General features: G+C 73.3%; 29 protein-coding genes and 1 other RNA gene. 20 read left to right on the forward strand and 10 right to left on the reverse strand.

Features of this window, described 5'->3' with window-relative positions; all coding sequences use genetic code 11:
• Positions 1 to 121 precede the first annotated feature (121 nt).
• From V7S47_RS20230 to V7S47_RS20255, 6 genes are read left to right on the forward strand one after another with little or no spacing between them, the layout of a single operon-like run.
• The gene (locus tag V7S47_RS20230; protein ID WP_336563255.1) at positions 122 to 649 is read left to right on the forward strand and encodes an NADPH-dependent FMN reductase; all 528 of its coding nucleotides are present in this window, start codon (positions 122 to 124) and stop codon (positions 647 to 649) included.
• Positions 646 to 1,215: a flavin reductase family protein gene (locus tag V7S47_RS20235; RefSeq protein WP_336563256.1), complete on the forward strand. Its 570-nt coding sequence runs from the start codon at positions 646 to 648 to the stop codon at positions 1,213 to 1,215. Before V7S47_RS20230 ends, V7S47_RS20235 begins: the two co-directional genes overlap by 4 nt.
• A complete protein-coding gene (locus V7S47_RS20240) occupies positions 1,215 to 2,087 on the forward strand; it encodes an alpha/beta hydrolase (protein WP_336563257.1) in 873 nt (290 codons plus the stop codon). The genes V7S47_RS20235 and V7S47_RS20240 overlap by 1 nt, the downstream gene beginning before the upstream one ends.
• 26 nt (positions 2,088 to 2,113) lie before the next feature.
• A complete protein-coding gene (locus V7S47_RS20245; RefSeq protein WP_336563258.1) occupies positions 2,114 to 3,760 on the forward strand; it encodes a flavin-containing monooxygenase in 1,647 nt (548 codons plus the stop codon).
• A 27-nt stretch (positions 3,761 to 3,787) separates the two neighbouring features.
• Positions 3,788 to 3,988 carry a twin-arginine translocase TatA/TatE family subunit gene (tatA, locus tag V7S47_RS20250; RefSeq protein WP_336563259.1) on the forward strand — a complete coding sequence of 67 codons (201 nt, stop codon included), beginning with the start codon at positions 3,788 to 3,790 and terminating at the stop codon, positions 3,986 to 3,988.
• A gap of 25 nt (positions 3,989 to 4,013) precedes the next feature.
• On the forward strand, positions 4,014 to 5,192 hold the full coding sequence (locus tag V7S47_RS20255) for a right-handed parallel beta-helix repeat-containing protein (RefSeq protein ID WP_336563260.1): 1,179 nt from the start codon (positions 4,014 to 4,016) through the stop codon (positions 5,190 to 5,192).
• A gap of 4 nt (positions 5,193 to 5,196) precedes the next feature.
• Here V7S47_RS20255 and V7S47_RS20260 read toward each other — a convergent pair whose 3' ends face one another.
• Positions 5,197 to 5,613 (reverse strand): DUF1761 family protein, encoded by a 417-nt coding sequence (locus tag V7S47_RS20260; protein ID WP_336563261.1) that lies wholly within the window; start codon positions 5,611 to 5,613, stop codon positions 5,197 to 5,199.
• A gap of 101 nt (positions 5,614 to 5,714) precedes the next feature.
• Here V7S47_RS20260 and V7S47_RS20265 point away from each other — a divergent pair, with 101 nt between their 5' ends.
• Both V7S47_RS20265 and V7S47_RS20270 read left to right on the forward strand, forming a co-directional pair.
• Positions 5,715 to 6,692: a helix-turn-helix transcriptional regulator gene (locus V7S47_RS20265; protein WP_336563262.1), complete on the forward strand. Its 978-nt coding sequence runs from the start codon at positions 5,715 to 5,717 to the stop codon at positions 6,690 to 6,692.
• A 78-nt stretch (positions 6,693 to 6,770) separates the two neighbouring features.
• Positions 6,771 to 8,249, forward strand: coding sequence for a hypothetical protein (locus V7S47_RS20270; RefSeq protein ID WP_336563263.1), 1,479 nt, complete (start codon positions 6,771 to 6,773; stop codon positions 8,247 to 8,249).
• Between the two features lie 76 nt (positions 8,250 to 8,325).
• Here V7S47_RS20270 and V7S47_RS20275 read toward each other — a convergent pair whose 3' ends face one another.
• Positions 8,326 to 9,882 carry a GAF domain-containing protein gene (locus tag V7S47_RS20275; RefSeq protein WP_336563264.1) on the reverse strand — a complete coding sequence of 519 codons (1,557 nt, stop codon included), beginning with the start codon at positions 9,880 to 9,882 and terminating at the stop codon, positions 8,326 to 8,328.
• A gap of 186 nt (positions 9,883 to 10,068) precedes the next feature.
• On the opposite strand from V7S47_RS20275, the gene V7S47_RS20280 reads away from it, so the two are divergent.
• On the forward strand, positions 10,069 to 10,767 hold the full coding sequence (locus V7S47_RS20280; protein WP_336563265.1) for a hypothetical protein: 699 nt from the start codon (positions 10,069 to 10,071) through the stop codon (positions 10,765 to 10,767).
• A 19-nt stretch (positions 10,768 to 10,786) separates the two neighbouring features.
• Here the strand turns inward: V7S47_RS20280 and V7S47_RS20285 are convergent, their stop codons facing one another.
• Positions 10,787 to 11,377, reverse strand: coding sequence for a TetR/AcrR family transcriptional regulator (locus V7S47_RS20285; RefSeq protein ID WP_336563266.1), 591 nt, complete (start codon positions 11,375 to 11,377; stop codon positions 10,787 to 10,789).
• A gap of 229 nt (positions 11,378 to 11,606) precedes the next feature.
• On the opposite strand from V7S47_RS20285, the gene V7S47_RS20290 reads away from it, so the two are divergent.
• Both V7S47_RS20290 and V7S47_RS20295 read left to right on the forward strand, forming a co-directional pair.
• The gene (locus V7S47_RS20290; protein WP_336563267.1) at positions 11,607 to 12,110 is read left to right on the forward strand and encodes a nuclear transport factor 2 family protein; all 504 of its coding nucleotides are present in this window, start codon (positions 11,607 to 11,609) and stop codon (positions 12,108 to 12,110) included.
• Complete coding sequence (locus V7S47_RS20295; RefSeq protein WP_336563268.1) at positions 12,107 to 13,228, forward strand: FAD-dependent oxidoreductase; 1,122 nt, start codon at positions 12,107 to 12,109, stop codon at positions 13,226 to 13,228. The genes V7S47_RS20290 and V7S47_RS20295 overlap by 4 nt, the downstream gene beginning before the upstream one ends.
• A gap of 4 nt (positions 13,229 to 13,232) precedes the next feature.
• Here the strand turns inward: V7S47_RS20295 and V7S47_RS20300 are convergent, their stop codons facing one another.
• The 3 genes from V7S47_RS20300 to V7S47_RS20310 form a co-directional block, all read right to left on the reverse strand.
• The gene (locus V7S47_RS20300; RefSeq protein ID WP_336563269.1) at positions 13,233 to 14,018 is read right to left on the reverse strand and encodes a glucose 1-dehydrogenase; all 786 of its coding nucleotides are present in this window, start codon (positions 14,016 to 14,018) and stop codon (positions 13,233 to 13,235) included.
• Positions 14,019 to 14,462: 444 nt separating this feature from the next.
• A complete protein-coding gene (locus V7S47_RS20305; protein ID WP_336563270.1) occupies positions 14,463 to 16,058 on the reverse strand; it encodes a phytoene desaturase family protein in 1,596 nt (531 codons plus the stop codon).
• Positions 16,055 to 16,990 carry an SDR family NAD(P)-dependent oxidoreductase gene (locus V7S47_RS20310; RefSeq protein WP_336563271.1) on the reverse strand — a complete coding sequence of 312 codons (936 nt, stop codon included), beginning with the start codon at positions 16,988 to 16,990 and terminating at the stop codon, positions 16,055 to 16,057. The genes V7S47_RS20305 and V7S47_RS20310 overlap by 4 nt, the downstream gene beginning before the upstream one ends.
• 275 nt (positions 16,991 to 17,265) lie before the next feature.
• Here V7S47_RS20310 and V7S47_RS20315 point away from each other — a divergent pair, with 275 nt between their 5' ends.
• From V7S47_RS20315 to malQ, 6 genes are read left to right on the forward strand one after another with little or no spacing between them, the layout of a single operon-like run.
• A complete protein-coding gene (locus V7S47_RS20315; RefSeq protein ID WP_336563272.1) occupies positions 17,266 to 17,676 on the forward strand; it encodes a hypothetical protein in 411 nt (136 codons plus the stop codon).
• A 1-nt stretch (position 17,677) separates the two neighbouring features.
• Complete coding sequence (locus V7S47_RS20320) at positions 17,678 to 18,844, forward strand: zinc-dependent alcohol dehydrogenase (protein WP_336563273.1); 1,167 nt, start codon at positions 17,678 to 17,680, stop codon at positions 18,842 to 18,844.
• Positions 18,845 to 18,890: 46 nt separating this feature from the next.
• Complete coding sequence (locus V7S47_RS20325) at positions 18,891 to 19,385, forward strand: DUF4383 domain-containing protein (protein WP_336563274.1); 495 nt, start codon at positions 18,891 to 18,893, stop codon at positions 19,383 to 19,385.
• A gap of 24 nt (positions 19,386 to 19,409) precedes the next feature.
• Positions 19,410 to 19,892: a DUF2243 domain-containing protein gene (locus V7S47_RS20330; RefSeq protein ID WP_336563275.1), complete on the forward strand. Its 483-nt coding sequence runs from the start codon at positions 19,410 to 19,412 to the stop codon at positions 19,890 to 19,892.
• Positions 19,889 to 20,713 (forward strand): MBL fold metallo-hydrolase, encoded by an 825-nt coding sequence (locus V7S47_RS20335; protein WP_336563276.1) that lies wholly within the window; start codon positions 19,889 to 19,891, stop codon positions 20,711 to 20,713. Before V7S47_RS20330 ends, V7S47_RS20335 begins: the two co-directional genes overlap by 4 nt.
• A gap of 38 nt (positions 20,714 to 20,751) precedes the next feature.
• Complete coding sequence (malQ, locus tag V7S47_RS20340) at positions 20,752 to 22,560, forward strand: 4-alpha-glucanotransferase (protein WP_336563277.1); 1,809 nt, start codon at positions 20,752 to 20,754, stop codon at positions 22,558 to 22,560.
• A gap of 16 nt (positions 22,561 to 22,576) precedes the next feature.
• Here malQ and V7S47_RS20345 read toward each other — a convergent pair whose 3' ends face one another.
• From V7S47_RS20345 to V7S47_RS20355, 3 genes are all read right to left on the reverse strand, one after another.
• Positions 22,577 to 22,726, reverse strand: a complete 150-nt coding sequence (locus V7S47_RS20345; RefSeq protein WP_336563278.1) for a hypothetical protein — start codon at positions 22,724 to 22,726, stop codon at positions 22,577 to 22,579.
• Positions 22,727 to 22,830: 104 nt separating this feature from the next.
• An RNA gene (rnpB, locus tag V7S47_RS20350) (RNase P RNA component class A) lies at positions 22,831 to 23,219 on the reverse strand.
• A 92-nt stretch (positions 23,220 to 23,311) separates the two neighbouring features.
• A complete protein-coding gene (locus V7S47_RS20355) occupies positions 23,312 to 24,145 on the reverse strand; it encodes a helix-turn-helix transcriptional regulator (RefSeq protein ID WP_336563279.1) in 834 nt (277 codons plus the stop codon).
• A 102-nt stretch (positions 24,146 to 24,247) separates the two neighbouring features.
• On the opposite strand from V7S47_RS20355, the gene V7S47_RS20360 reads away from it, so the two are divergent.
• Positions 24,248 to 25,108, forward strand: coding sequence for an aldo/keto reductase family oxidoreductase (locus V7S47_RS20360; protein WP_336563280.1), 861 nt, complete (start codon positions 24,248 to 24,250; stop codon positions 25,106 to 25,108).
• Here V7S47_RS20360 and V7S47_RS20365 read toward each other — a convergent pair.
• A complete protein-coding gene (locus tag V7S47_RS20365; RefSeq protein WP_336563281.1) occupies positions 25,105 to 25,311 on the reverse strand; it encodes a hypothetical protein in 207 nt (68 codons plus the stop codon). The two genes, V7S47_RS20360 and V7S47_RS20365, sit on opposite strands and share 4 nt — an antisense overlap.
• Positions 25,312 to 25,422: 111 nt before the next feature.
• On the opposite strand from V7S47_RS20365, the gene V7S47_RS20370 reads away from it, so the two are divergent.
• Both V7S47_RS20370 and V7S47_RS20375 read left to right on the forward strand, forming a co-directional pair.
• Entirely contained in the window at positions 25,423 to 25,971 is a 549-nt protein-coding gene (locus tag V7S47_RS20370) for a GNAT family N-acetyltransferase (protein ID WP_336563282.1), read from the forward strand.
• 26 nt (positions 25,972 to 25,997) lie between these two features.
• Complete coding sequence (locus V7S47_RS20375; RefSeq protein ID WP_336563283.1) at positions 25,998 to 26,429, forward strand: tetratricopeptide repeat protein; 432 nt, start codon at positions 25,998 to 26,000, stop codon at positions 26,427 to 26,429.
• The last annotated feature ends 311 nt before the right edge of the window (positions 26,430 to 26,740 follow it).

A 26,740-nucleotide genomic window follows, 5' to 3' on the forward strand; every position in this document is an offset into this window, starting at 1 on the left:
TGCCGCTACGGCCTGCGGCGGCGTAATCAAGGTGATCGGCGGCGCTAGACCTCCCGAAATCCCGAGCGGGTCTGCTGGTCCTCGTCGCACAACCCCACAGGTCAGTTAGGAAGGTCTCGGCGTGATCCACTCACCGGTCACCGTGGTGGCAGGCAACCCGAAGCCCGGCTCCCGCACCCTCGACGCGGCCCGGCTGCTCGCGGAGCGGCTCGCGGGCCGCCCCGTCGACCACGCCGTCGACGTGGTCGACCTCGGACCGGGGCTGCTCGGCTGGGGCGACCCGGCCGTCGCGGCCGCTCGCGACCTGGTCGCCTCGTCCGGGCTGGTCGTCGTGGCGAGCCCGACGTTCAAGGCCAGCTACACCGGGCTGCTGAAGCTGTTCCTCGACCAGTTCGACGGGGGCACCGGCCTGCGCGGCGCGGTCGTCGTACCGCTGATGCTCGGTGGGGGACCCGTGCACGCCCTGGCACCCGAGGTGCACCTGCGTCCGGTGCTCGCCGAGCTCGGCGCCACCATCCCCGCCCCGGGGCTCTACCTGATCGACCGCACCTACACCGAGGACGGCCGGATCGACGACTACGTCGACGTCTGGGGACCCGTGCTGCGGCACGCGGCCACCGTCCCTGCGCCCGAGGAGGCACTCGCATGACCCTGCAGGCCGTCAAGAGCACCAGCACCAGCACCAGGAGCAGCAGCCTCGCCCACCTCGTCGAGGTCGACGGCGTCGCGATCGAGTCGGCCCCCGAGCGGGGCCGCGCGCTGCGCGACACCTTCGGCTGCTTCCCGTCCGGCGTGACGGCGGTCTGCGCCGAGCTCCCGGACGGCGAGCGGGTCGGCATGGCCGTCAGCTCGTTCACCTCGGTCTCGCTCGACCCGCCCCTGGTGTCGGTGTGCATCGACCTGCAGTCGACGACCTGGGAGCGGCTGCGCCCGGCGCCGCGGCTCGGGGTCTCGGTGCTCGCCGCCGAGCACGCCGGTGCCGCCCGCCGACTCGCGTCCCGCTCGGGGGACCGGTTCGCCGACCTGCCCGTCGAGCCCACCGAGGACGGCGCGCTCTTCCTGCACGGCGCCAGCGCCTGGTTCGACTGCAGCGTGGAGGCCGAGCTGCCCGCCGGTGACCACCTGATCGTGCTGCTGCGGGTCCACCGCCACCACGCGGGCGTCGACGCGGCCCCGCTGGTCTTCCACCGCAGCTCCTTCGGGTCCCTGGCCTGATGGGTCCCGCGGCCGCCACGATGCCCAACGGCCTCGACCTGCATGCCGTACGACGGCTGGTCGCGGACGGGCGCGCCGGCCTGCCGGCGGGGGCTGCGGTGGCGTCGGTGCACGACCTGACCACCCCGGAATCCGGGGTCCGGGTGCGGGTCTACGAGCCGGTCGGCGCGACGCCCGGCCTGCCGCCGGTCGTCTACCTGCACGGCGGCGGCTGGGTGCTCTGCGACATCGAGGACTTCGACCCGCTGTGCCGCGCGCTGGCGGCCGGCGCGGGGGCGACGGTGGTCAACGTCGGCTACCGCCTCGCTCCCGAGCACCCGTTCCCCGCGCCGCTCGACGATGCGTGGGAGGCGGTGCGCTGGGCGGCCGGGTCGGTCTCCGGCACCGGTGAGCTGGTGCTGATGGGCGACAGCGCGGGGGGCAACCTCGCCGCGGTCTGCGCCCGGCGGGCCCGCGACGCCGGGGGACCGGCCGTCGTCGCCCAGGTGCTCGCCTACCCGATGCTGGACCACCGGCTCGACCGGCCCAGCCACGAGGCGCACGCGGACGTCGCGGCGCTCACGACCGCCGACGTCGGCTGGTACTGGGACCAGTACCTGCCCGACCCGGCCGCGCGGGACGACCCCGACGCGGCCCCGCTGCTCGCTCCCGACCTGGCCGGCCTGCCGCCGGCGTACCTGCTGCTGGCGTCGGACGACCCGCTGGTCGACGAGGGCCTCGCGTACGCCGAGGCGCTCCGCGCCGCCGGGGTCGACGCGACCGCGGTCGCGCAGCCCGGCACGACCCACGGGTTCCTCTCGCGGGTCGGGACCCCGGCGGCCGCCGCCGGCCTGCGGACGGTCCTCGACCACCTGGCGACCCTGACCCCCTGACCCCCCACGGAAGACGAGAACCGCGCATGACCAGCAGCACCAGCCCGGAGCCCGACCTGCTCGACCTGCTCGTCGTGGGCGGCGGCATGGGCGGCATCGCGGCGGTCCACGAGGCAGTCGCCCACGGCCTGAGCGTCCGCGGACTCGAGGGCGGCTCCGGCCTCGGCGGAGTGTGGTTCTGGAACCGATACCCGGGCGCGCGGTGCGACACCGAGAGCCTGGACTACTCGTTCTCCTTCTCGCCCGAGCTCGACCAGGAGTGGTCCTGGACCGAGCGCTACCCGACCCAGCCCGAGCTGGAGGACTACCTCAACCACGTCGTCGACCGGTTCGACCTGCGCCGGCACTTCCAGCTGGAGACCCTGGTGACCGAGCTGGAGTGGGAGGAGCAGGCCCTGCGGTGGCGGGTCACCACCTCCCGCGGGATGTACCTGGCCCGCCACGTCACCCTCGCGACCGGGATGCTGCACCACCGGGTGCTGCCCGACTATCCCGGCATGGAGACCTTCGCGGGGGAGTCGTTCCACACCGCCGCCTGGCCCGCGGACCTCGACCTGACGGGGAAGCGGGTCGCCGTCGTCGGCACCGGCTCCTCGGGCATCCAGGTCGTCGGCCCGGTGGCCGAGGTCGCCGCCGAGCTGCACGTCTTCCAGCGCTCAGCGAACTACATCATCCCCGCGCAGCAGGGCCGGCTCGACCCCGACGAGTACGCCGAGGTCAAGCGCACCTACCCCGAGCGCCGGAAGCAGTTGCGGCACGCGAACGGCGGTGGGCTGTGGCTCTCCGGCACCGGTCGCTCCGCGCTCGACGACACCCCCGAGCAGCGCGAGCTCGAGTACGGCCGGGCCTGGGGCAAGGGCGGCTTCCACTTCCTGGTGACCTACGACGATCTCACGACGAACCAGGCCGCCAACGACACCGCGGGGGAGTTCCTCCGCCGGAAGCTCCCGTCGCTGGTCGGGAAGCCCGAGCTGCTCCCGCTGCTCACCCCGAAGCCCGACGTCAGCGTCGGGATCAAGCGGATCGGCGTCGACGTCGGCTTCTACGCCGCCTTCGACCACGACCACGTGCACCTGGTCGACGCCCGGGCCACCCCGATCACCGGGATCACGCCGACCGGGATCTCCACCACCGACCGGGACATCGACGTCGACGTGATCGTCTATGCCACCGGCTTCGACGCCTTCACCGGCTCGATCAACCAGATCACGATCCGCGGCACCGGCGGACGCCTGCTGACGGACGCCTGGGCCGACGGCCCGCGCACCTGGCACGGGATGATGGTCGCCGGCTTCCCCAACCTGTTCATGATCTGCGGTCCTGGCGGACCCAACATCACCGCCAACGTCCCGGCGCTCAGCGAGCTGGAGGCCCGCTGGATCTCCGACCTCGTCGTCGCCGTCCGCGCCGAGGGCGCGCACGCGGTCGACGCCGACGCGGACGAGCAGGAGCGTTGGACCGCCCAGGTCGAGGCCGACGCGCGGCAGACCCTCTACGCCAGCCACGACACCTGGTTCAACGGCGCCAACGTGGCCGGCAAGGCGCGGGTCTACCCGACGTACACCCGCGGCGCGACCCGCTACTACGACCTGATCGAGGACCTCGCGGCCGCCGGCTATCCCGGGCTGCACCGGCTCGCGGCCGTCGTACCGGCCGACGCGCGAGCGTCCTGATCCGCCCCACCCACCGAAGGAGCACCCATGAGCCCGCTCGTCGTCGGAGGCCTCGGCACCACCGAGCTCCTCATCATCCTGGCCGTCATCGTGTTCATCTTCGGCGCCACCAAGCTGCCCGAGCTCGCCCGCGGCAGCGGCCGGGCGCTGCGCATCTTCAAGGCCGAGACCCGAGGCCTCGTCGAGGACGAGGACGCCGCCGCGCGTCCGGTGGCGTCCGGAGACTGACCGGTGCGTGCCGCACACTGGAGCGATGCGTGCGGTGAGGGCGGGTGCGGTGACGTGGGGGGCGATGCTCCTCGGCCTGGTGACGCTGACGGCGCCTCAGGCGGCTGGGGCACCGGACGTCGCGGCTGACCGTTCGGTCGAGGCGCCCCGCACGTGGCGGGTCGGTCCGGGCCGCCGGCTGGCCACCCCCAGCGCCGCCGCGGCCGTCGCCCGGGACGGCGACACGGTGCTCATCGACGCCGGCACCTACACCGGCGACGTGGCGACCTGGACCCAGGACGACCTCACCCTGCGCGGCGTCGGGGGACGGGCCCACCTGCGGGCCGGCGGGCGGAGCGCGCAGGGCAAGGCGATCTGGGTCGTGGCCGGCGACCGCACCCGGGTCGACCGCCTCGAGTTCAGCGGCGCGACCGTGCCGGACGGCAACGGTGCCGGCATCCGCCAGGAGGGCACCGGGCTGACCCTCACCCGCAGCTGGTTCCACGACAACCAGAACGGTCTCCTCACCGGCGCCGACCCGCGCAGCGACGTCGTCGTACGCCGCTCGCGGTTCGTCCGCAACGGCGCCGGGGACGGCTACACCCACCACCTGTACGTCGGCGCCGTCCGCTCCCTGACCGTGTCCGGCAGCTACCTGCGCGGGGCCTCGGTCGGCCACGAGCTGAAGTCCCGGGCGGCGCGCAACACCATCGTCGGGAACCGGATCACCGACGCCCGCGCCACCGCCAGCTACTCGATCGACCTGCCGAACGGCGGCCGGTCGCTGGTCGCGGGCAACGTGATCGTCCAGGGCCCGCGGTCGGAGAACCCGGCCCTGGTCTCGTACGGCGCCGAGGGGCTCACCGGCAGCCGTCTCCTCTGGGTCGTCAACAACACCTTCGTGAACCGCCGCTCCTCCGGCACCTACGTCGCCCTCGCCCCGGGCAGTCGGGCCCGACTGCGCAACAACCTGCTGGTCGGCCCGGGCGAGCTCGTCACCGGTGCCCGAGCGTCCGTGCGGGCCAACCGCCGGGTGGGGCTGAGGGGCTTCGTGAATCCCCGGGCGGACGACTTCCGGCTGCGGGCCGGGTCGCCGGCCCTCGGCCGCGGGGCCGCCGTGCCCCGGCGGTGGCGGGCGCGCTGGGAGTACCGCCACCCCACCCGCCTGGTCCGGCGCCCGGTCTCCGGCCGGGTCGACCTGGGCGCGTTCGAGCGGAGGCGATGACCGGTCAGCGCATCGCGGTCATCACGACCGACCCGAGCACGCTGGTGATGACGAAGTACGGCGCGTTGATCACGCCGTAGAGGAGCGGGCGCGGGAAGTTCGGGTTGATCGCGATCTGGAAGGTCATCGCCGTCAGGTAGCCGACCCCGACGACCAACCCGAACACGACGGCGTCGCCGGTCGCGCTGATGTCCAGCGCCTCCACCAGGACCGCGGTGGTCAGGGTGGTGACGACCACGCAGACCAGCGGACCCACGGCGGAGACGACGCTCGGCTCCGGGGCCGGCTGGCCGACCCGGCCCAGCGCCACGGCGTACGGCTTGACGATGACGACGGCGAACCAGAGGCCGGCCAGCACGATCGAGGCGACCGCGACGATCACGACGGCGAGCCAGTTGAGGTCGCCCAGGACGTTGAACAAGGGAGTGCTCCTTCGGCGGCGGCCGCTCTGACCGCCTCGTGCGAAACTGTCGCGGAGGTACAGGACAGGTTGTGTCCTGTACGTCGGGCATGCTCGGTGTCGTGCCCACCACCTCGTCCCGGCTGCTCGCGCTGCTCTCCCTCCTGCAGACCCGCCGCGACTGGTCCGGGGACCTGCTCGCCGACCGCCTCGACGTCAGCGTCCGGACCGTGCGCCGCGACGTCGACCGGCTGCGCGAGCTCGGCTACCGGATCGAGACGGCCAGGGGCCCGTACGGCGGCTACCGCCTCGACGCCGGCTCCGACCTCCCGCCGCTGCTCTTCGACGACGAGCAGGCTGTCGCCCTCGCCGTGTCCCTGGAGCTCACCGCCGCCGGCGGTGCCGGCCTCGGCGACGGGGTGGCCGACGCCGCCCTCCGCGCCCTGACCACCCTGCGCCGCGTCCTGCCGTCCCGCCTCCGCCACCGCCTGGAGGCGCTCCCGCTGACCGTCGTCCGCCCACCTGCCCCTCCCTCCGACGTCGGCAGCGGGGTCCTCGTCGCGATCGGCGCCGCGGTCCACGCCCGCGAGGTCCTCCGCTTCGACTACGCCTCCGGCCCCGCCGATGCCCCACCCCGCTGCGTCGAGCCCCACCACCTCGTCACCTGGCGCGGCCGCTGGTACGTCGTCGCCTGGGACCTGGACCGAGACGACTGGCGCACCTACCGCGCCGACCGGATGACCCCGCGCACCCCCACCGGCCCCCGCTTCGCACCCCGCGACCTCCACGGTGGCGCCGACGTCTCGTCGTACCTGGTCAGCCGGTTCCGCGGCCGCGAGGGCACCGACGTCGCCCCGACCTGGCCGTGCGAGGGCACCGTCGTCCTCGCCCTCCCGCTCGCCGAGGTGCTCCCGTACGTCGGCGACGGGATGGTGGAAGCGGTCGACGAGCGGCGCACCCGGCTCACGCTGGGGGCATGGTCGTTCCCCGCGCTGGCGGCCTCGCTGCTGAGGTTCGACGCCGACCTGGAGGTCATCGGCCCGGACGAGCTCCGAGTCGCCTTCGGGCTCCTGGCCGATCGGTGCGCCCGGGCCTCCTGAGCAGGTGGTCGGCTGCCCGCGCTGCACCGAGTGCGTCGCGGCACGGTGGCGGGATCGAGGGATGGTTGAATGCGGCGCGTGAGATCACTGCGCGTTCTCGGCGCCCTGACGGTCCTGCTCCTCACCACCTCGGTCCTGTCCGCCGGGGCGGCCCCCGGCCGGTCGCCCGGGCCTCGACCCGGACCGGCCGGGCCGTCGCTGGTCCTCGACCGGGATGCCGCCTACTTCCGCTTCGACGCGGCCACCGACGCCCGCGGGACGACGTACGTCGGCTGGTTGAGCTCGCGCTCGGGCGACGAGCCGGGGGCCGAGGTGCACCTGTGCGTGCTGCCGGTCGGCAACACCCGGTGCGCCGGAGGGGTGCAGACGATCGATGCCCTGGAGCGGCTGAGCGCCGAGCAGCTCTTCGTGGTCGCGTCCGGTGACCGCGCCACCCTGGTCTGGCACCACCGCAACGGCCCGGACGCGACGGGGGACCCGATGCAGGACCGGATCGCGACCGCCCAGGTGGTCGGTGGGGTCCTGCGTCCGGCGGTGGACGTCGCCCAGGTCCGCAGCGAGACCACCCTGCTGGCGGTGGCCGCCGGGCCGCGGGGGATCGGCGCGGTGCTCGTCTCCGGCCCCGACGACGACGCGCGCACGCTCTACCACTACGACACCTTGGCCGCGGCACCCTCCACGGTGCGGGCGCCGTACCCGGTCGGCAACGTCGAGATGGTCGACGACGGCCGCTCGACCGTGATGTTGATCGGCGAGTACGCCGCCGATGCCGATCCGGTCCGCGTCGCCTGGAAGCCGTCCGGCTCGGGCTCCTGGGGCGCGTTCCGGGCGGTGGCGGGGACCGAGACCGATCACGGCACCGCGCGGCTGGCCGCCACCCGACGTGGGATCCGCCTCCTGGCCACCGCACGGGATCGGAAGAAGGGTGGGGACCGCTCGGTCGTCGCCAGCTGGGACCCGTCGCGGCACGCCTTCCGACGTCCGGTGGCCGGCCTCCCGGGCCAGTCCTGCGCGACCGGCGGCAGGGACCTGCACACGGACGCCAGTGGCCGGTTCGCCTCGGTCGCGATCGGCTGCGACCGGCTCGCGGTCGGCAATCACCAGACGGCGGGTGTGGGCGCCCTGAAGGAGTTCCCGGTCGGACTGACGACGACCGACGTCGACGCGCGCATCGCGACCGCCCCGAGCGGGCGCGGGTGGGTGGTCTGGGTCGCCACCGACCGCAGCTCGCTCGTCGCCCGGCCGATCCGGCTGCCCGCCCTGACCCGGACCGTCACCTCGAGGGTGCCGTTCGGGAGGGTCCGGCTCACGGTCCCCGTGTCCTGCCTGCCGGCGGTCAGCGCTCCCGCCGGAGTGAAGGTCCGAGCGGCCCGTGGGTGGCGGGTGAAGCGAACCTCCCTGCGTCTCGGCCGCGTCAAGGTGGGCCGCGCGATCAACGGGGCCGCTCTCCGGCCGGGTCGGAAGTACGTGCTGAAGGTCGACGTCCGCGTCGCCCGCGGCCAGGCCCGCCGCGCCTGGAGCACCCGCGTGCGCTTCACGACCTGCGGGCGGCCCTAGGCGTCGACCCGCGCCGGGCCGTCCGACGCGAGGGGGGAGGGCCCTCGGCGGGGACGGTTCCGGCGGTGGCGACGCCCTAGCCGAGGATGGCGCGGGTGACCGCGACCTGCTCGGTCAGGACGCCGCCGATGACCTCCTGGGTCTGGTTGATCTGCTCGACGACGTGACCGATCTCGCCGAGCGACGCGATCACCCGACCCACCTGGTCCTGGATGGTGGAGATGGTCTCGGAGACCGTGGTGGTGGCCGTCGCGGTCTCGCTCGCGAGCTCCTTCACCTCGCCGGCGACGACGGCGAAGCCACGGCCCGCATCACCGGCCCGGGCGGCCTCGATGGTCGCGTTCAGCGCCAGCAGGTTGGTCTGGGCGGCGATGCCCTCGATGACCTTGACGACCTCCCCGATCCGGGTGCTGGCCGCCCCGAGGGCGGCGACGTCGCGGTTGGCGTCGTCCGCGAGACGACTCCCGTCCTGGGCCACGGTCGTGGCGGCCAGGACGTTCCGCTCGACCTCCTCGATCGACACGACGAGCTCCCGGCCGGCCGTGTCGAGACGGGCCGCGTTCTCGAACCGCTCGAGTGCCTGACCGATCAGCAGCGCGGTGTTCTGCAGAGCGCTGCGGCGTCCGGCGGAGAGGGTGAGGGTCCGGTTCGCGAAGAAGTCCAGGGTGCCGACGACGACGCCGCCGATCATGATGGGCAGGCAGACCCCGGACTTCACCCCCGCTCGTCGGGCAGCGGGCGCCCGGACGCAGTCGGTGACCTCGGCGAGGTCCTCCACGAAGATCAGCTCGCGTGCCTTCCACGCACGGCCCGACAGGCCGACGCCCTCGGCGAACGACGCGGACCGGGTCACCCGGCGGAACTCCTCGCCTGCGTCGCCGGACTCCTGGCTGAACCGCAGGCACCGCTCGCCCTCGTCGATCCTCCACACGGAGCCGTAGGTCCAGTCGAAGCCGGTCCGGATCGAGTCGAGCGCTGCCGAGAGGGCCGCCTCGGGGCTCTGGGCCGCCGTGACCTCCTGCAGCACCCGGGTGACCGCGGCGATGTCCTGTGCGGCCCGTTCCTGGACCGCGGCCGACGCCAGTCTCCTGACGGTCTGCGAGATGAGGACCCCGATGGCCCGGAGCGACGCGAGCCGCTCCTGCGACAGGTCGACGGACTCGGTGGAGAAGAAGTCCATGGTGCCGGTGACCTCGCCGTTCTCGACGATGGGGAAGCACACGCCGCTGCGGACGCCGGCGCGCTGGGCGGCGGGCGCCCGCACGCAGTCGGTGAGCTCGCCCAGGTCGGGCACGAACACGAGGTCCCGGGTCCGCCAGGCCCGGCCCGAGAGCCCGACGCCCTCGGCGAAGGACGCCGTACGGGTCACGCGGTGGAACTCCTCGCCCGCCTCTCCGGACTCGCGGACGAAGACGAGTGCGCCGGCGTCCGGGTCGACCTTCCAGTAGGAGCCGTAGACCCATCCGTAACGGTCCCGCACGGTCTCCAGCGCGCAGGTGACTGCCTCGTCGAGGGTCGTGGCGTCGCTGACGGCGGACACGACGGCGGCGACCGCTTGGGCGTCGGCTCGGGCCTGCTCGTAGCGCGGAGCCTCCTCGGTCCTCGCTCGTGCGGACCAGGACTTCCAGGACATGACGATTCCCCTCTGTTCGAGCAACGTGGGTGGGCCGACGCGGTGAGCGGGCCCGCCGATGGCACGCCGCTGCGCTGATGGGTCGATCGGCCCCGCGTGGGTCGCCCTGAGGAGAATCCACCCCTTAACGCAAGGTGAACCTGCAATAAGGTGAGGGTCGGATCCACGAGGGGGAGGGATCGCGCCATGGATGTCGCGCCACGGAGGCCGGCCGATGACGGGCTCAGGGCCTACCGCGAGGAGGTCGTCGCCCGGCTCGAGGCGGTCATCACTGCCCTGACGGACGCGGCCCGGCTCCAACGTCCACGGACCGGCGCGGACGACGAGGCCGAGTGGACCGACTGGGCCGAGCTCGTCGCGGTCGCGCTGGCCGGTGCGGCCGCCAACGTCGGCGGCGTCGAGGCGGTGCTGGCGGGCAGTCGCGACTCCTGGGAGGCCCGGGCCATCCGCCGCCTGCTGCGCGGGACCATCGGCCCGGCCGATGCGGCGGACCACGCGGGCGAGGAGCTGGCCCTGCGCGGGCGCGAGGAGGAGCGAGGCCTGTGGGAGCACCGCACGGAGCCGGTGGCGATCACCGTCGACGTCGAGCAGATCCTCGCCCGACGTTCCGGGAGGGGTCCCGGTGCCGGGCCGGACGAGCGACGTCGTCGCGAGTGGGCGGAGTACGGCGACGCGCTGAAGGCCCGGATCGAGTCGGAGGCCGCAGCGGTGCCGGGCCTGTCCGTGCCCGTGCTGGTGTTCGTGGACCTCCGGGGTGTCGGCGCTCGGCGACCCAGGGCAGACCCTCGGTCGCTGGAGCACCGTCTGCTCGAGGCCGCGATCCGCGCCGTACCGGCTCCCGGCGAGGCGGCGGGCGCTGCGGGCGGAGCGGCGGAGAGGGAGTAGGCCCGAGGCGTCGCTCGGGTCACCCGGCGGCGAAGGCCAGGAGCACGCGGTCGGTGTGTCGGGCGGGGGAGAAGCCGTCCAGCGACAGACCGGCGCCGATGCGGAAGTAGACGGGACCGACGAGCAGCTCGACGAGCTCCATGGCGACGGTGTCCGCAGGCAGGGCTCCGTCCTCGACGGCACGCCGGATGATGGCGGCCGAGATCTCGAACCGGGTGGCCCAGAACGCGTCCCGCGCTCGAGCGATGCGCTCGTCCTCGGCGAGGACGATGATGGATCCGAGGATGCCGGTCATGCCCGGGACCGAGAAGATCGCGGTGATCTGCTCCAGCAGGTTGACGAGGTCGTCGCGGAGGTCGCCGGTCGGTTGCCCCGGGACGGAGTTCGCGACCAGCTCGGTCATCGCCTCGGCGGCCAGGTGGATCGGATCCCCCCACCGCCGGTAGATCGTCGACTCGGCGACCCCGGCCTCCACCGCGACCTGCGGGATCGACAAGCCCTCGGTCCCGCCGGCCAGCAGGCACCGCACGGTGGCGTCCATGACCGCGCGGCGCACTCGCTCGCTGCGGCCCCCCGGGCGCTTGCGCTGGCCCTCGGGCGAATCGGACATGGGCCGAATCCTAGGCAGCCTGATGAGCTTTTGCTGCTGAGGGGCTCCAGGGGCTCCAGGGGCTCCAGGGGCTCCGGGGGCTCCAGGGGCTCCGGGGGCTGTCGGTGCGGAGACCGCCAGCGTCCGGCCTCTGACCGGGACGGTCGGTTGATCGACACGGTCACGGTGCCTAGGTTCGCCTTCCCGATGCCCCGCTCGAGGGTGCCGGCCGGGCGGAGGGGTGCCAGTGGTGTCGGAGCTGAACGAACGCGAGCGCGAGGCGCTGGACGCCTACCGGGCCTACGTGGCCCAGCGTGAGCGGTGCGTCGCGGGGGAGGCCGACTGGTCGACCATCGCCGCCTGGTTCACCGAGGACGTGGTGTTCATCGACCCGGCCTGGGGGCGGGTGGAGGGTCGCGACGCCCTCACCAGGTTCTTCGACATGTCGATGGCCGGGCTGGAGGGCTGGAGCTTCCCCGAGGAGTGGACCCTCGTCGAGGGCGACCGCGTCGTGACGTTCTGGTGGAACCGTCTGCCCGGCACCTGGGAGGACGGTCGGCCCTACCAGGCGCCGGCCTTCTCGGTCCTGCACTATGCGGGCGACGGCCTGTTCGACTACGAGATGGACCTGATGAACCTGGCCGAGGTCGGCGACCTCCTGGGCCGCACCTCCTGGGTCCCGGGAGCGGGGATGTCCGCCCCCGGACCGAGCCCCGACCGCAACGTCACGCCGCCGCGCCTCCCGTCCCCGTGAGCCCCCCCCGGGTCGTCATCGCCGGCCTGGGCGACATCGGCGTCCTGACCGCCATCCACCTGGCCCGGCACGTCGACGTGGTCGGGATCTCCTCGAAGCCCGAGGTCGTGAGCGGCCAGGAGCTCGGCGTCCGCCTCGCGCGGCCCGACGACTGGGCGGCGGACAACCGGGTCGACTTCTCCCGCTACCGGCGCCTCGACGGCGTACGACGCGTGCACGGCTCCCTGACCGGTCTCGACCCCGACGCGCGCGAGGTCCGGGTGCGGCTCGCCGGCGGCAGCGAGTCCGTCGAGCCGTACGACGTCCTGGTCGTCTCGACCGGCGTCACCAACGGCTTCTGGCGCACGTCCGCGCTGCTGACCAGCGAGCAGGTCGACGAGCAGGTCCGGACGCACCACGAGCGGGTCGCGGCGGCCGGGTCGGTCGCGGTGATCGGCGGGGGAGCGGCCGCCCTCAGCGTGGCCGCCAACCTGCGGATCCGCTGGCCGGAGCACCGGGTGGACCTCTACTTCCCGGGCGAGCGCGCCCTGGCCGCCCACCACCCGCGTGCCTGGTCGGAGGTCCGCCGCCGTCTCGTCGACCTGGGGGTCGGGCTGCACCCGGGCCACCGCGCCGTCGTACCGGACGGCTTCGCCGGCGATGCGATCACCGACGCGCCGGTGGCCTGGCAGGGCGGGCAGCCGCCGACCTCCGCCGAGGCCGTCGTCTGGGCGATCGGCCGGGTCCGTCCCAACACCGGGTGGCTCCCGGCGTACCTGCTCGACGAGCGGGGCTTCGTCGCGGTGACCCCCACCCTGCAGTCGGAACACCACCCGGAGATCTTCGCCGTCGGCGACGTCGCCGCCACCGACCCGCAGCGCTCGAGCGCCCGCAACCGCGCCGACCGGCTCCTGGCCGCCAACATCCGCGCCCACCTGGCGGGTCGGCCGTTGGCGCCGTACCGGGCGACCCGGTCGCGCTGGGGGTCGGTCCTCGGCGTCCAGGACGACGGCCTGCTGTTCCTGACCGCCGACGGCCGCGCGATCCAGCTGCCGCGCTGGCTGATCGAACGCGTCCTGCTGCCCTGGGTGGTCCGGCGCGGCTTCTACGGCGGCGTACGACGCAAGCCGAGCGCGTAGCCGCTCAGGTCTGTCGGGGCTCCAGCGGCGGCACCGGGATCTGCACGGCGGGGATGGTGGACCCGCCGTCGACGTTCACCACGGTCCCGGTCACCCACGCCGAGGCGGGCGACGCCAGGTAGAGCGCCGCGCACGCGACGTCCTCCGGATCGCCCGCGCGCCCCATCGGGGTCCGCTCCACCAGGTCGGCGTGCATCTGCTCGTCCTCCATGACGGTCGACAGCGACCGGGTCGCGATCGCCCCGACCCCGATGGCGTTCACGCGGACGGCGGGCGCCAGCTCGGCCGCGACGTTCTTCGTCAGGTGCGTCAGCGCGGCCTTGCCCACCCCGTGGGCCACGAACGAGGTCAGCACCATGTCGGCGACCCGGGAGGAGATGTTGACGACGCTCCCGCCGCCGGCCGTGTCGACCATCGCCTGCGCGGCGAGCTTCGTGAGGACGAACGGCGCGATGGCGTTGAAGTGCAGCGCGTGGTGCAGGTAGCGCTCCGAGGTCGTCATCGCCGGCCGCGGCGCCGTCCCACCCGCGTTGTTGACCAGGATGTCGAGCCGCCCGAAGACCCGCAGCGTCTCCGCCACCAGGTGCTCGAGCTGCTCGGTCTCCATCACGTCCGTCGGTACGGCGAGCGCCCGCCGCCCCGTCTCCTCGACCCGGGCGACGACCTCGTCGAGATCGGCCTTCGTCCGCGCGGCCACGACCACGTCGGCGCCCGCCTCCGCCAGCGCGATCGCGATGCTGCGCCCGATGCCGAGCCCCGCGCCGGTCACGATCGCCACCTGGTCGGTCACGGCGAACCTGTCGAGGATCACGGCTCGGCCCGGTCGAGCTGGGGACGGGGACGCGAGGTGGCGGTGACGAGTGAGGGCACAGCCGTAGCATGCGGCGACCTGCCGCTAGATGAATCGGTAGAGGCTCACTGAGCGGGCCAGAAGTGTGCGGACGGGCTGGCCGGTAGGCCGGGAACGATCCCCGAGGGGACGGTTGCTGCTGGTTGTGAGTGAATCCAGCCGCTGACCTGCGCAAACCGGACGATGGCCGGTGGGGAGTGACGGCCACGGACGACATTCGCTGCCGCACTAGAGCCACAGGAGACGTGGCCGATGTTCCCTGATCCTCCTGCTTGCTGGTGGTGCGGCGTCGCGGTGCCTCGCCGCTGCAGGGACCAGAGTCTCTGGGCACAGATCCAGTGGTCGTGACGCTGGACCACGAGCTCCGGCCGCCTCACGGCCAGCTCAAGGACGGCGCAGTGGCCCGCTGAACCGTCGTACCCTCCGGTGGAGGACGGCCGCGCGGGCGGCGTTCATGCCGGGGGCGCCGTGCACGCCACCGCCGGGGTGCGCCGAGGCGGAGGCGAGGTAGAGGCTTCGGACGCCGGTCTCGGAGCGACCGAGTCCGGGGACCGGTCGGAAGATGAGCTCCTGGTGCAGCTGGGAGGTGCCGCCGTTGATGCCGCCACCGACGAGGTTGGCGTCGCGGGCCTCGAGCTCGCGGGGTCCGAGGACGCGGCGGGCCGTGATCCGGGAACCGAAGCCGGGGGCGAGCTGCTCGATCCGGTCCTGCATCCGGTCGGCGAAGCGCTGGCAGTCGTCGTGGTCCCACGTGCCGCGGACCGTCCCATCCCCGGCGTCGGCGCTGATCTGCTGCGGGACGTGGGTGTAGGCCCACAGGGACTCGGTGCCGGCGGGGGAGCGGGTGGGGTCGGAGGTCGTCATCTGGCCGGCGAGCATGAAGGGACGGCCCGGGATGGTCTGCGACGTGACCTGGTGCATCGCCTCGGCCATCTGCTCGACGGAGTCCGCGACGTGGAAGGTGCCGGGGGCGTGGGGCGGGTCGTGGCGCCACGGCACCTCGCCGTCCAGCGCCCAGTCGACCTTCACCGTGCCGGGGTCCATCTCGAAGGAGCGCATGGCCCGGACGGTCCGGGCGGGCAGGTCGTCGGTGCGAACGAGGCCGCCGTACAGGTTCGGGGCGACGACGTCGGCGACGACAGCGTGCCGGGCGGCGAAGCGCTCGCCGTGGACGGTGCGTACGGCGGTCGCGCGTCCTCGGTCGACCTCGATCCGGTCGACCTCGCTGCCGCACCGGATCTCGCCACCGAGGGAGCGGACCCGCGCGGCCATGGCCTGGGTGAGCATCCCGGCCCCGCCCTCGGGGACGGGGAACCCGACGGTCTGGCCGAGCATGGTCATCAGGATCCCCATCAGCCCGGAGCCCGGTGCGTTGAGGGGGATGTCAGCGTGACCGGCGTTGCCGGCCAGCAGGATCCGCGGCGAGACGCCGCCGAAGCGGTGGCGCCCCACGTCGGCGACCGGGGTGAGCAGGGTCCGCACGAAGTCCAGGCCGCCCACCCGGCGCAGTCGGGCCAAGGCGCCGAGGCCGGCCCGGACCGGCGGGAACGGCGTCAGCAGCGCCTCGATGATCGAGTCGCCGATGACATCCCACTCCTCGCACAGGGTGAGCCAGGCCTCGCCGTCGCCGGGGTGCTGATGGTCCATGAGGTCGGCAGTGATCGTGCGGTCGCGGTGCAGCAGTGCCCACTCGCCCGACGGCAGGGGGTGGCCGAGGACGGCGGGCGCGTGTCGCCAGACCAGACCGTGGCGCTCCAGCTCGAACGACCTGATCGTGGCGGAGGTGGCGGCGAGGGGGTAGAACGCGCTGAAGGTGTCGTGGACGAAGTCGGGGTGGACCTCACGGTCGCTGCGGACGGCGCCGCCGACATCCGGCTGGGCCTCGAGGACCAGGACCGACCAGCCGGAGTCGAGCAGGTGGTTGGCGGCGACGAGCCCGTTCGGGCCGGCGCCGACGACGACCGCGTCGTACGTCGTCATCGGCCCAGCACCCGGCGGGTGTGGAGCATCAGGTTGCGCCCGAGGCCGAGGAGCGCGTTGCCCTGGTCGCCGTGCAGGGCATGGCGCTGCGGCTGCGGGGCCAGCACGTTGCCCGTGCCGGGTCCGACCGGGCGGGCGAGATCGGTGGCCGCCACCGTGAAGAGCGGGGTGACGAGGGCGTCGTACACGGCGGGGAGGACGGTGTGGCCGAAGCGGATCACCTCGTTGGCCAGGCTCAGCTGCGAGCGCCGGTGGTGCCGCTCGACCCGGGCCAGGACCTGGCGCGCGGTGCGCTCGGGCGAGGCGACGGGGAACGGGGGCCGTCCCTCGTGGCCGGCGTAGTTGCCGGCCTGCTGGTAGACGGGGGTGTCGACCCCGCCGGGGGAGACGTACTCGATCCGGACACCGGGCAGGTCGCGGTTCTCGACCCGCAGCTGACGGGCGAGGGCACGCACGCCGGCCTTGCTGAGGACGTAGGGGCTCATGGTCGGCACGGTGATGTGACCGATGACCGACCCGACGAGCACGAGCACGCCCTGGCCCCGGTCGCGCATGACGGGGAGCACGTGGCGGGCCACGTTGACCGACCCGGTGAGGTTCGTGCGGATGACTCCGTCGAACACCTCGGCGGGCACGTCCTCGGTCCGTCCGTAGCTGACGACACCGGCGCTGTGGACCACGGCGTCCAGGCGATCGTGCCGGCCCAGCGCGGTGCGGACGGCAGCGGCGACCGCCTCGTCGTCACCGACGTCGGTGGGGAACGAGAGGACGGAGCCGGCTCCCGCCGCGCGGCACCGGTCGGCGGCTCCGTCGAGTGCTGCGGTGTCGCGGGCGAGCAGCACCAGATGGTCGCCGGCGGCGCCGGCCCGCAGGGCGGTGGCCAGCCCGATGCCGCTCGAGGCTCCGGTGATGAGGAGGACGCGATCGCTCATGAGCGGGATCGGTCGGGGCGCAGGCAGTGGTCCATGACTCGCGGTACCCCGTCGCCGACCGGTCGTCCTGGCCGCGGGGCCCTCCCTAGGGGTGACGGGGTCCGAGGGGTGGGGCGGGTACCGCTCCGGCACCGACCCGAGGAGCTCCCGTGCCATCTGTCCAGCCCCGAGAGGCGGCATCGGCTGCGCGCCGGGCCCTTCGCTCGGCGGTCCGCTCCGGCAGTTCGACGTTCCACCGCCTCGCCCGCCGGCCCGACGAGGTGGAGGGGGACCGGGTGCTCACCGTCGGGCGCGGGGTCGACGAGCTCCGGGACCTGTGGAGCGACCCGGTGCGCCTGGGGCGCGTCCTGGCAGAGCCCTACACCGGCCATCCCTCGGCCTGGCGATCGGAGTCCGTCGAGGTCGTGGCGGGACGCGTCCTCTTCCGAGCGCGCTCGGGTCACGTCGTCGATCCGATGCGGGTGTCGGGTGCGGTCTCGTTCGTCGCCGCGCCGCAGGACCTGGGCACCGAGGTCACGCTGACCCTCGTGCTGGAGGACCCGATGCCCGGAGGCGGCGATCTCGCCGTGGGGGCGATGGCCCACAAGGCGCTGCGCCGGGCCAAGGCCCTCGCGGAGACCGGGGAGATCCCGACGCTCGACCACAACCCCTCGGCCCGCCACGACCCGACCGGTCAGGACTCCTGAGATGCGCGCACTGACCTGGCAGGGCGTCAACCGGCTCAGCGTCGAGACCGTCCCCGACCCGATCATCGTCAACCCCGGCGACGCCGTGGTCCGGGTACGACGGAGTGCGGTCTGTGGGTCGGACCTGCACTTCATCGGCGGCTACATCCCCACGATGCGCGCCGGCGACGTCATCGGCCACGAGTTCATGGGCGAGGTCGTCGAGGTCGGCCCCGGGGTGGAGGGACTCGCGGTCGGGGACCGCGTGGTCGTGCCGTCGTTCATCGGCTGCGGCCGGTGCTGGCACTGCACTCACGACGAGTGGTCCCTGTGCGACAACTCCCACCCGAAGCCGGAGCTGCCGGAGGTGGCCCTCGGCTACCCGACCGGCGGCATCTACGGCTACACGCACGCGTTCGGCGGGTACGCCGGGTCGCACGCCGAGTACGTCCGCGTCCCGTACGCCTCCGTCAACTGCTTCCCCGTCCCGGACGGGGTGACCGACGACCAGGCGGTCTTCGTCTCCGATGCCGCGCCGACGGGCTGGATGGGCGCCGACTTCGCCGCGATCCGGCCCGGCGACACGGTCGCCGTGTGGGGGTGCGGCGCCGTCGGCCTGATGGCCCAGAACGCCGCCCGCATCATGGGCGCGGGCAGGGTCATCGGGATCGACCTGCTGCCCGAACGGCTGGCCCTCGCGCGCGAGATCGGGTCCGAGGTCATCGACGTCGGCGCTGTCGACTCGCTCCACGAGACCTTGCGAGACACCACGGGCGGTCGAGGACCGGACTCGTGCATCGAGGCGGTCGGCATGGAGGCGCAGGGCCGGGGACTGCAGGGCTCCTACGACCGGGTCAAGCAGGCGCTCCGCCTCGAGACCGACCGGGCGACGCCGCTCCGCGAGGCGATCATGGCCTGCCGCAAGGGCGGGACGGTGTCGGTGATCGGGGTGTGGGGCGTGACGGACAAGTTCCCCATGGGGGCGGTCATGAACAAGGGCCTCACGCTCCGGTCCGCCCAGCAGCACGGTCAGGCCTACGTCCCGACCCTGTTGGAGCACGTTGCCTCGGGCGCCCTGCGCACCGATCTCCTCGCGACCCACGTCCTCCCGCTCGAGGAGGGCGTCGAAGGCTACGAGCTGTTCAAGGACAAGGCCGACGGCTGCGTCCGGGCCTCTTTCGTTCCCTGATTCCTCACCATTGCCGGCGCCACCGACGTACGACGAGAAGGCCCTCATGACCCTCGATCCCGACCAGCACGCGCGCTCCCTCGGGCGCACCGGAGCAAGTACCGGGGACCGGACCGCCCGCACCCTCGCCCTCGTCGTAGGCGCCACCTTCCTCCTGGTGGGGGTGCTCGGCTTCGTCCCGGGGATCACGACCGGGTACGACGACCTCGGGTTCGCCGGTCACCACAGCGAGGCGAAGCTCCTCGGCCTCTTCCAGGTCTCGGTCCTCCACAACCTCCTGCACCTGGCGCTCGGCCTCGCGGGCGTGCTGCTCGCCCGGCGCGCGGACACCGCGGTCCGGTACCTGGTCGGCGGCGGCGTCGCCTACCTGGGTCTCTGGGTCTACGGGCTGGCGGTCGACCACCACAGCGACGCCAACGTGATCCCGTTGAACGACGCCGACAACTGGCTGCACCTCGTGCTCGGGGTGGGGATGGTCGCTCTCGGCGTCCTGGCCCATCGCGCCCTGCGCGGGGGCATCGGCAGCCAGACCCCGATGTAGCAGGTCGAGGCGGAGGTGGTGACCGTGGCAGCGGACGTGCGGGTCGACGGGGACGAGCGCCCGTCCCGTGCACCCGGGCTCATGTACGGCGTCGGGCTCGGAGGCTTCGTCGACGGGATCGTGCTGCACCAGCTCCTGCAGTGGCACCACCTGCTGAGCGACACCGGCCGCGATCCCCGGACCCTGGCCGGGCTGGAGGTCAACACGATGGCCGACGGGTTCTTCCACGTCGTCACGTGGTTCGTCGTGGTGGGTGCGTCGGTGGTGACCGTGGCCCAGTGGCGACAGGGGCGGCTGGCTCCCTCGTGGCGGTTCCACCTCGGCGGCGTGCTGCTGGGCTGGGGACTGTTCAACCTCGCGGAGGGCCTCGTGGACCACCACCTGCTGGGCGTACACCACGTGCGCGACGACCTCGGCGGGCCGTTGGCGTGGGACCTCGCGTTCCTGGCCGTCGGAGCGTCGCTGGTCGTGCTCGGCTGGGCCGACCAGCGAGGGGTAAGACGATGACCGCCCCGCGACCGACCCTGGAGTTCGTGGGCACGGCGACGACGGTCCTGCGTCTCGGCCCGTTCACGTTGCTGACTGACCCGAACTTCCTGCACCGCGGACAGCGGGCCTACCTCGGCAAGGGGCTGTTCTCGCGCCGGCTGACCGAGCCGTCGCTGCATCCCGCCGAGCTCCCGGCCCTCGACGCGGTCGTGCTCTCGCACCTGCACGGCGACCACTTCGACCGGCTCGCCCGGGCCGAGCTGGACCGGCGCCTCCCGATCCTGACGACCACGGCCGCCGCCGACCGGCTGCACGGCTGGGGCTTCGAGGCCGCCCAGGCGCTCGCCACCTGGGCGAGCACCGTCCTGCGGAGGGACGGCTGGACGCTCACGGTGACGGCGGTGCCCGGAGTCCACGCACCGGCGCCGGTGCGCCGGTTGATGCCGCCGGTGATGGGGACGGTCCTGACGTTGCAGGCCCCGGACGCCGGCGTGTTCCGGCTCTACCTGAGCGGCGACACGCTCTTCCGCCCGTGGCTGGGCGAGATCACCGACCGCACGGGGCCGCTCGACGCAGCGGTGGTCCACCTCGGCGGCACCCGGGTGCTGGGACTGCTGGTGACGATGGACGGCGAGCAGGGCGCGGACCTGGTGGAGCTCCTCGCGCCCGGCGTCACCGTCCCGGTCCACCATGACGACTACACCGTCTTCCGCTCGCCGCTCTCGGACTTCTTGGACGCCTGCGCGCGCCGCGGACTGCCCTCGGAGGTCCGGGCCGTCGACCGGGGGGACGTCGTACCGCTGGACCGGCCGGTGGTCCCGGGGAATCGCGGGCACTAGGGAGCATGGCTGAGGGCAGGACGGACGGGATTCACACGGTGGACGGCTGGGGGGTGCAGCGGGAGTGGGTCGACGCGGACGGGCGTCGGCAGGAGGTGGACGAGCGCACGGTCACCCTGCTGCACGACGCGATCGGGACGGCGCCGGATGACCTGGAGGAGCGGGCGCCGCTGGTGACCCGCCGCGGCCGCGACCTCGGTCCCGGCGAGGTCCGGGTCCGTTGCGAGGACGGGGCGGAGCGGAGCTTCGAGGGCGTGGTGCCCGACGACCTGCCGTTCGGCTACCACCGGATGCGGATCGCGGGGGGACCCGAGCGGCTGCTGGTCGTCTCGCCTGGCCGCTGCTGGCTGCCCGAGCGCCGTACCTGGGGCTGGGCCGTCCAGCTGTACGGCGCCCGCTCGTCGGCCAGTTGGGGCATCGGCGACCTGGGCGACCTCCGCACGCTGCGCACCTGGACCGAAGGCGCCGGTGGCGGGTTCCTGCTGGTCAACCCGCTGCACGCGGTGGCGCCGACCATCCCGCAGGAGGCGAGCCCCTATCTCCCCGCGACCCGCCGCTTCCGCAACCCTGTCTATCTCCGGGTCGAGGAGACACCCGGGTGGTCACCGGAGCACGTCGACCCCGGGGTCGTCCGCCGAGTGGCGGGTTCCGCCCTCGTGGACCGTGACGCGGTCTGGGACCTGAAGCGGGGCGCGCTGTTCGCGGCGTACGGTCGCTCGCGCACGACCCCCGCGTTCACCACCTGGTGTGACGAGCAGGGCGAGGAACTCGACGGCTTCGCCACCTGGTGCGCGCTCGCGGAGGAGCACGGTGCCGACTGGCGGACCTGGCCCGAGGACCTCCGCAGCCCCGGGTCCGACCCGGTCGCGGCCTTCCGGGACATGCACCACGAGGAGATCGGGTTCCACCGCTGGCTGCAGTGGCAGCTCGAGGTGCAGTTGGCAGCCGCTGCCGGTGACTTCACGATCATCCAGGACCTCCCCATCGGGGTCTCGGGCGGAGGAGCGGACGCCTGGTCCTGGCAGGACGTGCTGGCCACCGGCGTGACGGTGGGCGCTCCGCCCGACGCCCTCAACGGCCTCGGACAGGACTGGGGATCCCCACCGCTGGTGCCGTGGCGGCTGCGGGCGGCCGACTACGAGCCGTTCATCCAGTCCGTGCGCCGGACGATCGCCGGTGCCGGCGGGCTCCGCATCGACCACGTGATGGGCTTGTTCCGCCTGTGGTGGATCCCTCAGGGCGCGATGGCGACGGAAGGTGCCTACGTGCGCTACCCGAGCGATGACCTGCTCGACATCGTGGCCCTGGAGTCGCACCGGGCGCGTGCCGTCGTGGTGGGCGAGGACCTCGGCACCGTCGAGCCCGGGGTGCCCGAGGCACTCGCCGAGCGAGACCTGCTGTCGTACAGGGTCCTGATGTTCGAGGACCAGGATCCCGCCAACTGGTCGCGGGCAGCCCTGGCGACGGTCACCACCCACGACCTGCCGACCGTCGCCGGGCTGTGGACCGGGTCCGACGCGGCCGACCAGGTCCGCTCGACCGGGATGGCGGAGGAGGACGTGCGCGACGCACGCGAGGCGCTGTTGAGCAAGGTGACGGCGGACGGCCTGCCGAGCACGGCCACGGCCGCCGAGGCCGTCGCCGCCGCGTACACGCGCGTGGCGCGAGCCCCGTCGCTGCTCGTGTCGCTGACCCTGGAGGACGCCGTGCTCGAGGAGCGGCGACCCAACGTGCCAGGGACCACCGATCGGGACAACTGGTGCCTTCCCCTGCCCGTGCTGCTCGATCAGCTGACGACGGACCCTCGGGCGGGCGATCTGCCCCGGCTGGTCGCCTCGGAGGGCTGACGCCGGTCCGCCCGCCTCAGGTCGCGTAGCGCAGGTAGGTGAGCAACGCGATCACGGCGGCAACGCGCACGACCAGGGCGACGACGCCGAGGACGGGCGTCAGCAGCGGTCGTCGCTCGCCGTGGAGGGGGTGGTTCGTGCTCGGTCGGTCGTGCTCGTCCGTCATGGCTGTCCGGTGTCCCTCGTCTCCGTGGCCCACGCCGCCCGCAGGGGTGACCCGTCCGGTGGGATCCCGCGGCGTTCGCCCTGAGGTGTCCACGAGGTCGGATGCGGATGGGCTGGCCTGTAGGCCGGGTTCTGTCCTCGGGCCTCTTGCGAGGATCCCGATGGGCGACCATCCATCTAGGACGACCGTTGCCGGTCGCCTCCAGCGATCTACCCGCGTGCTCGGGCGAGCAGCCCTCGGACGCACGCTGTCTGACCTTGCTCCAGGTGGGGTTTACCGAGCCGACCCGGTCGCCCGGGTCGCTGGTGGTCTCTTGCACCACCGTTTCACCCTTACCTGCCTCCCTGTCGCCAGGGGAGCAGGCGGTCTGTTCTCTGTGGCACTGTCCCGCGGGTTGCCCCGGGTGGGTGTTACCCACCACCTTGCCCTGTGGAGCCCGGACCTTCCTCGGCGTCCTCCCGAGGGAGTACGACGCGGTCGCCCGGCCAGCCCATCCGCGTGAGCAGGGTATCGGATCGGACCCGAGGCCCCCCAGCTCTTCGGGTCCGATCCGTTGAAACGATCAACGCAGCGGCCGCGCGGAGGTTACGGGGCGATCGCCGGAGTCGGCAGGAGCGAGCCCAGGAGGGCCAGCTTCTCGGCGCTGTCAGTGCCCGGCTCGGGGTGGTAGATCGCGAGGATCTGCCCGTCGGCACCCTCGACCGCCAGCTTCGACTGGGCCAGCGAGAGCTCGCCGACCTGGGGGTGGTCCAGCCGGATCACCTTGCTCTGCAGCGGCTTGACGTCGTGGCGGGCCCAGCCGCGGCGGAACTCGTCGCTGCCCACGGACAGCTCGCCGACCAGCTGGACGAAGCGCGGGTCGTCGATGTCGGAGCCGATCCGCTTGCGCAGCCCGGCGATCATCCGCGGGGCGAGGGTCTCCCAGTCGAGGAACAGCGCCCGCTCGGCGGGGTCGAGGAAGAGGGAGCGCAGCCGGTTCTCGCCGACCTGCACGCTCGGCATCAACGCGGTCATCAGCCGGTTCGCGGCCAGGATGTCGAGGAACCGACCCTCCACGAACGCCGGCAGGCCGATCACCTCGAGCAGCTGGGCGATCTGCGGCGGCACCGTCTCGCGGCGCGGCCGGCGGGTGCGCGAGCGGGGCCGGGGCGAGCCGAGTCCGAGGAGGTAGTCGGTCGCCGTCGCGTCGAGCTGCAGCACCCGGGCCAGCGCCTCCAGCACCTGCACCGACGGGTTGCGGTCGCGGCCCTGCTCCAGGCGCAGGTAGTAGTCGGAGCTGATCCCCGCCAGCAGCGCGACCTCCTCGCGCCGCAGGCCCGCGACCCGTCGTACGCCGTGGACGGGGAGCCCGACCATCTCGGGGGTCACCTGCTCGCGACGGGCGCGGAGGTGGTCGCCGAGGAGGTTGTCGTCGCTCACGTCCGCCAACCTAGCCCGGCTCCCGGGGGCGTCCCTGGTCCTGCCACTCCCAGGATCGGCAGGGAACTGGGTCGCCCGCGAGGGACGACGCACGCTGGAGCCATGACCACCAGCACCCTGACCCCCGGCGGCACCTACGCACTCGGCGACCTCACCGTCTCCCGGCTCGGGTACGGCGCCATGCAGCTCGCCGGCCCGCACGTCTTCGGTCCGCCCGCCGACCGCGACGCCGCGGTCGCCGTCCTGCGGGAGGCGCTCGCGCTCGGCGTCGACCACGTCGACACCAGCGACTTCTACGGCCCGCACGTCACCAACCAGATCATCAAGGAGGCTCTGCACCCGTACGCCGACGGCCTGGTCATCGTCACGAAGGTCGGCGGCCGTCGCGACGGCGAGGGCGCCTGGCTCCCCGCCCAGTCGCCGGCCGAGCTGCGCCAGGGCGTCCTCGACAACCTCGACAACCTCGGCCTCGACGCCCTGGACGTCGTCAACCTGCGGATCATGGACGAGCCCGACGCCTCGATCGGCGCGCGGATGGAGGAGTTGGCCCGACTCCAGCAGGAGGGCCTGGTCCGGCACATCGGCCTGTCGACGGTGTCGGCGACGCAGGTCGCCGAGGCGCAGGCGATCGCGCCGGTGGTGTGCGTGCAGAACGAGTACAACCTCGCCCACCGCGGCGACGACGCGTTGATCGACAGCCTCGCCGAGCAGGGCATCGCCTACGTGCCCTACTTCCCGCTCGGCGGCTTCAGCCCGCTGCAGTCCGCGGCCCTCGACGGCGTCGCGACTCGCCTCGGGGCGAGCAAGATGGCCGTCGCCATCGCCTGGCTGCTGCAGCGCTCGCCCAACATCCTGCTCATCCCGGGCACCTCGTCGGTCGGCCACCTGCGCGAGAACGTCGCGGCCGCCGACCTGCACCTGCCCGCGGACGCGGTCGCCGAGCTGGACGCGATCGCGGGCTAGTCGTCGACCGGCTCCGGCCACCGGTCCAGCTCGACCCGCAGGCTGCTGAGGTCGGCGATCAGGTCGTGGACGTCGCTGTAGGCGGCGCGCTCCTCGGGGTCGTCGGAGGTCCGCAGGGCGTCCAGCGCGAGGAGCGCGTGGCACGCGTGGCGCGCTGCCTCGTCGACCCGGACGCGGAACCTGTCGAACTGTGCCCTGTCCATCTGCTCTCCTCTCCTCATCGGGTCACCATGACGCCGGGACATCTCCGGGTGGGTAACAGGGCGTGCTCGGGCGATCCACAAGTCGGAACCTCCGCCGGGTTCAATGGGCGGGTGCTACCCGACGGCTACGCGATCCAGGAGCTGACCACCGACCACGCGGCTGCGCTCGCCGCGGCCTACGACCGCAACCGCGAGCACCTCGCTCCCTGGGACCCGGTCCGCCCGCCGGCGTTCTTCTCGCCGGCGGGCCAGGCGGCCGACGTGGTGGCCCGTCTCGACGTCGTACGACGGGGGCTCGGCGCGTCCTGGGTGCTCCTGAGCGGGGACGAGCTGGTCGGCCGGGTCAACCTCAACAACGTCGTGCGCGGCGTCTTCCAGAGCAGCAGCGTCGGCTACTGGGTCGACCGCGACCACCTCGGCCGTGGCCTCGCGACCGCCGCGGTCGGTCACGCCGTCGAGCAGGCGATCGCCCTCGGGCTGCACCGGCTGGAGGCCGGGACGCTGGTCCACAACACCGCTTCGCAGGGGGTGCTGCGGCGCAGCGCGTTCATCGAGTACGGGCGGGCGGCGTCGTACCTCTTCATCGCGGGGGAGTGGCAGGACCACCTGCTCTTCCAGCGGATCCTGCACGACCGACCGGCCGGGAATCCTGTCGCCTGATCCGCGGTTGACGCACCATGGACGTCATGGACCCTCGGGACGAGCAGGAGCTGTACGAGCTGACCGCGCCGCCGGTCGTGTTCCCGGGCCAGGCCGGCCCCGAGTCGGCCTACCGGGTCGCCCACGACCTGCTGGCCCGCCGCGGCGCCGTCGAGGCGCTCGAGGTGCTGGAGCCGGCCCTCGCGGAGGACCCGACCAACACCGGCCTGCGCACGCTGCGGGCCTGGGCCTACCTGATCCGCGTCCAGCTGAAGAAGGCCGAGGACGAGCTGCGGGCCCTGGTCGAGGAGACCCCCGACGACGTCTGGTCCCGCCACGCGCTCGGACGTGCGCTGGAGCGCCAGTCGCGCCTGGAGGAGGCCCTGCCTCACCTGCGTCTGGCCTTCGCGATGAGCGGCGACCTCGAGCACGAGCTCGCGGTGCTCCGGGTCGAGCGCCAGCTCATGGACGTCGACTGACGCCGCACCCCCGCCCGCGCCCGGTCGTTGAGGAGGTCGCGTAGCGACCGTCTCGAAACCTGGTGGGCCGACGGTCGGTCTCGATCGGGGCCGATTGTCGGCAAGACGGGTTTCGAGGCTCGCTTCGCTCGCACCTCAACCAGCGTGTGCTGGTCGCAACCGGTGGTTGAGGAGGTCGCGTAGCGACCGTCTCGAAACCTGGTGGGCCGACGGTCGGTCTCGATCGGGGCCGACTGTCGGCAAGACGGGTTTCGAGGCTCGCTTCGCTCGCACCTCAACCAGCGTGTGCTGGTCGCAACCGGTGGTTGAGG

Origin of the sequence: Nocardioides sp. CCNWLW216 (assembly GCF_037120545.1) — a bacterium.
In the GTDB taxonomy this organism is placed as follows: domain Bacteria; phylum Actinomycetota; class Actinomycetes; order Propionibacteriales; family Nocardioidaceae; genus Nocardioides; species Nocardioides lianchengensis.